Genomic DNA, 3,946 nt, shown 5'->3' on the forward strand with positions numbered 1-3,946 from the left:
GCGATATCCAGACCTATCAGCCGATCTGAGCGGCACCGGCGCAGGCCCCCGCGACGCTTCAGGTCCAGTGCCCGAGCCGCAACGCCACCGCCATGGTCGCCTCACGCAACTCGTCGGCCAGCACGCGGTCCTCGATCGCGCGGGCGAGCACCATGCCGCCGAGACAGAGCGAGGCCAGCGCGAGCGCAACCTGCCTGGACGCTTGTGCGTTCGGGGTCATGCCCTGCTGGAAAGTCTCGACCATCATTCGCAGCGCCGCCTCCTGCGCCTCCCTCACCGACTGATCGCTTCGCGAGACGTCGTTGGGAAGGCCGATCATTGGACAGCTCGTCGCAAGGTCTTCCAGATGCCGACGCGAGAGATAATCCTGCAACAACGTCACCGCGCGGTCCGACGCCTTGTCCGAGTTTGCGATGATTTCCTGCTTCTCGGTGACGAAACAGCTGATCGCCTCCGCATAAAGCTCGCTCTTGCTCTGAAAGTAACTGTAGAAGCCGCCGCGCGTCATCCCGGCGCCGGCCATAATGTCGTCGATGGAAGCCGCAGTGAAACCGTAGCGGTTGAAGCGTTGCAACGCGCTCTGAATGATTTTCTGCCGCACCTGCTCGCGATGAGTCTGAGTCTGTGATCCCATGTCCGCCCCGGCCGTTGCGTTTGCACAACCTTGTCCATCGACAAAAGACTGCGGAGTGGCACGATCATTCCATGATCACGAAAATGTAATCGCCAGACGCGGCGATATTAGGGCGTTTACGGCAAATTCGGTCATCGCACCCGGCAATGGGACGCCGAATGCGGGGCTGCCGCGTGCGGTCATCCTGTCCGAACTCGTTCCCGGCATCGCCGGGCCGAGAAGACTTCATCGATGATCTGCACGTCGCCCAGATCCTTCGCGCGAGCGCCTCGTCAAGGCGCGGTTAACGATAAAGATCAAATTGAATCTCCCGACCAAGAGCATTTTCCGAACTTTCCGCTAGCGTTGCGCGCTCAAGGACGCGGGCGAGGCTTGCCTAAAGTCTCGCGGGCCGCAAGCGGGAACCGAAACGTGGCTGAAATGGCCGACATTGCAGGTGTGTCTCGCGCGTCGGCCAGGGATGGTGCGGATCAGCGCCCGCGCCCCATTTCCGCTTCCACACCCGATTTGCAGCGCGCCGGATTTGTGCCGCTGACGGCGATTCCAGTTGAGGAATGGCGCGCGCTTGCCGAATGCGCGATTGAGCCAAACGGTTACTATCTGCCGGCCTGGGAACTGGCCGTAAACGCTTCCGCGCGCGGCCGCACCGGCGCCTTTGCGCTGGGCGCCTGGGAAAAGGCTCACCCGGGGCCAGGCGGAGCGGCGGCGCTGATCGGCCTGTTGCCGGTCGTCTCCTTGTGGCGCGCCTGCAAGATCCCCCTGCCCGCTTTGGCAAGCGCCAGCCCCTACGGCACGCTGTGCACACCGTTGCTCGACCGAGGCGTTGCCGAGGAAGCCGCGAAAGGATTGCTGAACGAGGCTCGGATAGCTGGCGCGCACGCGCTGATCCTGCGCGACGTCTCGCTGAGCGGCGCCGCAATGAAAGCCTTCACTCAAGTGCTGCGGCAGGATGGCCTGCAGCCCATCATCCTGCATTCGCATTTGCGCGCCTGCCTGGACGCCAGGCGCGATGCGGACGAGGTGTTGCGCGACGCGCTCAGTGCGAAAAAACTGAAAGAACTGCGGCGCCAACGCAACCGCCTCGCCGAGCACGGCGCCGTGCGGTTTGAGGCCGCGCGCAGCCCAACCGATGTGAGCCGGGCCATCGAGGTTTTCCTCGCGCTGGAGGCGAGCGGCTGGAAGGGCGAGAGCGGCACCGCGCTCCGGCAGGACAAAGGCGATTCCAGTTTTATCCGGCGCGCCACCCGCGGTCTTGCCGAGACCGGCCAGTGTGAAATCGTGACGATGCATGCCGGCGACACGCCCGTTGCAGCCGCTGTCGTGCTTCGCCACCAGGACCGCGCGTTCTATTTCAAGCTCGGCATCGACGAGCGCTTTGCAAAATTCTCACCCGGCGTTCAGCTCACGCTCGACCTGACGCGGCATCTGTGCGCCGACGCCGTGCTCGTCACGGCCGACTCGACCGCCAGCGCGCACCATCCCATGATCAATCCGATCTGGCGCGGGCGACTGCGGATTGGCGACGTCATCATCCCGCTGCGCCCCCGTGATCCCGTGGTGCGGATGATTTACATGGCGATGAAAACGCACCACCGGCTGCGCGAGCTCGCCCGCCGCGCAGTGCTTCGCCTCCGCGGCCAGACTTGAGCGGCTATTCAGCAGCCTGCGCGTTGATTTCCGCCGAGACCTGGCGAATGGCGGCGGCGAGTTGCTCGGGCGGCTGCGCGCCGGAGACCGCATATTTCTGGCCGAAGACATAGGTCGGGACGCCGGAAATGCCCTTGCTGGCGGCTTCCTCCGCCTGCACCGAAATATACGCAACGTCCTCATCGGTCGACAGGCGCCGGCGCGTCTCCTCCGCATCGAGCCCGCATTCGCTTGCTGCCTGCACCAGCACATCGATATCGGTGAGATCGCCGCCGTCGCGGAAATAGAGCTCCATCAGCCGCTGCTTCATCTCGGCCGCCTTGCCCTTCGCTTCAGCCCAGTGAATCAGACGATGGCAATCGATCGTGTTCGGCTGCCGCTTGACGAGCTCGGGCCGATAGGTCAGCCCCTCTTCGCCCGCCGCTGCCACCACGCGCCCCGAGATCCCTTTATAGGCCTCGACAGAGCCGAACTTGGCGGTGAGATACTCCTCGCGGCTGATGCCCTCGCGCGGCACCCAGGGATTGAGAAAGAACGGCTGCCAATGCACCTCGACCGGCACCTCTTTCGCCAGCGCCAGTGCATTCTCGATCCGGCGCTTGCCGATATAGCACCAGGGGCAGACGACGTCGGAGACGATATCGAGGCGAAGCGGCTTCAAGGTGCTCATGGGGCGGCTCTCGTTCTGATGACCGCCCAGAAATAAGCCGCCGGATGGGCAGGCACAAGGCTATCTCATCGACCGGCCGCCAGCTTCCTCATTCGCTCGGCCGTGAATTCATCGGCTGGAAAGAACGTCTCCAGCGCCAGCTCCGACAGCGTGACGTCGACCGGCGTGCCGAAAATCATGGTCGCCGACATGAAGCTGAGAACATCGCCGCCAAACCGCAGCTTGAAAGGGATCGCAACATTATCGGGCGGCAACGGCGCCGATCGCGCAGGCAACGGGTAGGTCTTCAGCTCTTCATGCAGCTTGATCAGCCCGGGATCGGCAGTCACCTCGCATTGACGGCGCAAGCGTTCCAGGAGATGCCCGCACCATTCGGCGACATTGACGGTGTGCCCCGCCAGCGCCTCGGGGTGAAAGGCGAGCCGGAGAATATTGACGGGCGGCGCCAACAGCCGCTGCGGTACGCCGGCCAATAGCGGCATCACCATGCGGTTCGCTGAAACCAGATTCCAGTGCCGGTCGTAGGCCAGCGCGGGGCTCGGCTCATGCGCGCGCAGCACCAGATCGATCGCCGCGCGTGCCGCCTTCAGCGCGGGATCGTCGAGCGAGCGCTGTGGAAACGCAGGCGCAAAGCCCGCCGCGACCAGCATCATGTTGCGCTCCCGCAAAGGCACGTTGAGACGCTCGGCCAGTTTGAGCACCATGTCGCGCGAAGGCGCCGCGCGGCCGGTTTCGACGAAACTCAAATGACGCGTCGAAATCTCGGCGTCACCGGCCAGATCGAGCTGGCTCAAATGCCGGCGCTGACGCCATTGGCGCAGATGTTCACCGACATGGCGTGGCGCGCTCCGGTCGAGTTGGATGGTGGCCGTCTCGGAATTCATGTCGGAGAAAATACACGGAAGGTCTCGCACCTTCCATTACCTTGTACGTAATGGAATTGCCGTCTCTCGCGGATCATCGTCGCGGTCGCAGGAGATGACACGTCACCCCGG

4 protein-coding genes are annotated in these 3,946 nt (G+C 63.9%); 1 reads left to right on the forward strand and 3 read right to left on the reverse strand.

From position 1 onward, the window contains the following. Positions 1-58: 58 nt before the first annotated feature. A complete protein-coding gene (locus WB528_RS20190; protein WP_423890174.1) occupies positions 59-634 on the reverse strand; it encodes a TetR/AcrR family transcriptional regulator in 576 nt (191 codons plus the stop codon). Positions 635-1,054: 420 nt separating this feature from the next. Here WB528_RS20190 and WB528_RS20195 point away from each other — a divergent pair, with 420 nt between their 5' ends. Beyond that, positions 1,055-2,281, forward strand: a complete 1,227-nt coding sequence (locus WB528_RS20195; protein WP_423890176.1) for a GNAT family N-acetyltransferase — start codon at positions 1,055-1,057, stop codon at positions 2,279-2,281. A gap of 4 nt (positions 2,282-2,285) precedes the next feature. Here WB528_RS20195 and WB528_RS20200 read toward each other — a convergent pair whose 3' ends face one another. Together WB528_RS20200 and WB528_RS20205 are read right to left on the reverse strand one after the other, a co-directional pair. After that, entirely contained in the window at positions 2,286-2,951 is a 666-nt protein-coding gene (locus WB528_RS20200) for a DsbA family oxidoreductase (protein ID WP_423890175.1), read from the reverse strand. A 65-nt stretch (positions 2,952-3,016) separates the two neighbouring features. Next, complete coding sequence (locus WB528_RS20205) at positions 3,017-3,835, reverse strand: helix-turn-helix domain-containing protein (protein ID WP_423890177.1); 819 nt, start codon at positions 3,833-3,835, stop codon at positions 3,017-3,019. Between the last annotated feature and the right edge of the window lie 111 nt (positions 3,836-3,946).

It is taken from the genome of Bradyrhizobium sp. (genome assembly GCF_049586575.1).
GTDB lineage: Bacteria > Pseudomonadota > Alphaproteobacteria > Rhizobiales > Xanthobacteraceae > Bradyrhizobium.

What these genes read in the sequence shown, in the direction of transcription:
- WB528_RS20195 (WP_423890176.1), top strand. Translation starts at nt 1,055, where the DNA reads ATGGCCGACATTGCAGGTGTGTCTCGCGCGTCGGCCAGGGATGGTGCG.
- WB528_RS20190 (WP_423890174.1), bottom strand. Translation starts at nt 634, where the DNA reads ATGGGATCACAGACTCAGACTCATCGCGAGCAGGTGCGGCAGAAAATC.
- WB528_RS20200 (WP_423890175.1), bottom strand. Translation starts at nt 2,951, where the DNA reads ATGAGCACCTTGAAGCCGCTTCGCCTCGATATCGTCTCCGACGTCGTC.
- WB528_RS20205 (WP_423890177.1), bottom strand. Translation starts at nt 3,835, where the DNA reads ATGAATTCCGAGACGGCCACCATCCAACTCGACCGGAGCGCGCCACGC.